General features: G+C 37.4%; 2 protein-coding genes and 1 pseudogene. 1 reads left to right on the forward strand and 2 read right to left on the reverse strand.

The genetic code is table 11. The features are described from left to right. Window positions 1-70 precede the first annotated feature (70 nt). Window positions 71-328: pseudogene (locus G3R48_RS17015) on the forward strand (integrase core domain-containing protein); the annotation flags it as partial. A gap of 86 nt (window positions 329-414) precedes the next feature. Here the strand turns inward: G3R48_RS17015 and G3R48_RS17020 are convergent. Both G3R48_RS17020 and G3R48_RS17025 read right to left on the reverse strand, forming a co-directional pair. Continuing rightward, window positions 415-858, reverse strand: coding sequence for an SMI1/KNR4 family protein (locus tag G3R48_RS17020; protein ID WP_153666372.1), 444 nt, complete (start codon window positions 856-858; stop codon window positions 415-417). 19 nt (window positions 859-877) lie between these two features. Further along, window positions 878-1,379: HNH/ENDO VII family nuclease (locus G3R48_RS17025; protein WP_212593420.1), on the reverse strand; the 502-nt coding region annotated here is incomplete at its 5' end.

Raw genomic sequence — 1,379 nt, forward strand, 5'->3', positions numbered from 1 at the left:
ACATCAATCGTTGATATAGGGTTGAAAGCTAGTTATGTTATTGATTATCAATGGCTGGCTATTATTTGTTTGGGCTGAACAACATGGCATCAAGTTAGATTTTATTAAGCCAGGAAAACCAACACAAAATGCATATATTGAACGATTTAACCGGACTTATCGAAATGAAGTATTAGATTGTTATTTGTTCAATAGCTTGACTGAGGTAAGGGAAATCACAGATAGTTGGATTGAAGAATATAATTATGATCGGCCACATGAATCACTGAATGATTTACCGCCCAAGCTTTATGAGCGGTTAAATAAAGAAAACTCTCTTAAAATATGATCGATATAAGGGGGGGGTTACACAGTAATCCAGCAAGCTGCGCATTAAAAAGCCCGCTAACGCGGGCTTTCTTAAACAAAACTATACTATAAAATAGTCTTAAGTTCTGATAGTAAAAAGGAGCCAAAGCTATCAGCGACTTTTTCAGTTACTCCATTAGCTCCATATCTAACAATAGGATTTTCTCCATCTACCCCTGTTGTTTTAGTATCTACAGCATAAAATGTACCGTCATCTAAACCATAGATAAGTACTAGATAATCCGGCAAATCAGAAGTCTTACGCTCATGCAGCGTCAACCAGATAGCATTTGGTACTGAAGAGCTTTCAAAGTTATCATCAATCAGCCCATAGAACTCTAAACCTTCAATATCCCCACAGCCCAATGTTTTTAAAAACACCCGATATGATGGTGGAAACTTTAAGTTTAGGGCAGACTCAGCTTTTTCAATCAGAGTAATATCTTTTTCACCCTCGAAATCACCACCAAAATCACTTATTAGCTGAAAAGCCTCATTTAAATCATTCATATTCAACAACCTAATCAAATTAAAAATCGTTTGCCCGAGATTTCCAATAATCTGTTCGCCATTTATTGAACGCAGACCTATCGATTCCTGAATGTGTGGAACTAGGGTTGATATGAATAGCCTTACTGTTTTTCTGATGGAATGTCTGCGTGACTTCAGCAATCGAACCATTATGTTTTTGCGTCATATGATGCAAATTAACTGACTTTCCATCAGGGCCAACTGGTGCTAATCCCTTTTGCATCCTTTCCAAGTTTGTTCGTCCGCGAGAATCTACTAGCCTAGGATCAATCAGATCGTTTCTCTGAAAAACCTTATTTCCTTTAAAAGTAGTGGAACTAGTCCAAAATTTTCTTCCACTGTTTGGAACATCAGCAGCAATATTTTCCAAAGCTTTTATTTCATTTGTATCTTTAGCTGCTGCCACCACCGCTTTTGATGCTATCACTGCCGCTTTTGATACTACAAGTTTTCCTCCTAAAGTTACAACCGAACCTAGGCCTCCAGTTAATACATTGAGT

Source organism: Shewanella intestini, assembly GCF_018221465.1.
Lineage (GTDB): Bacteria > Pseudomonadota > Gammaproteobacteria > Enterobacterales > Shewanellaceae > Shewanella > Shewanella intestini.

Coding starts and splice junctions, on each gene's coding strand:
- G3R48_RS17020 (WP_153666372.1), bottom strand. CDS start 858: ATGAATGATTTAAATGAGGCTTTTCAGCTAATAAGTGATTTTGGTGGT.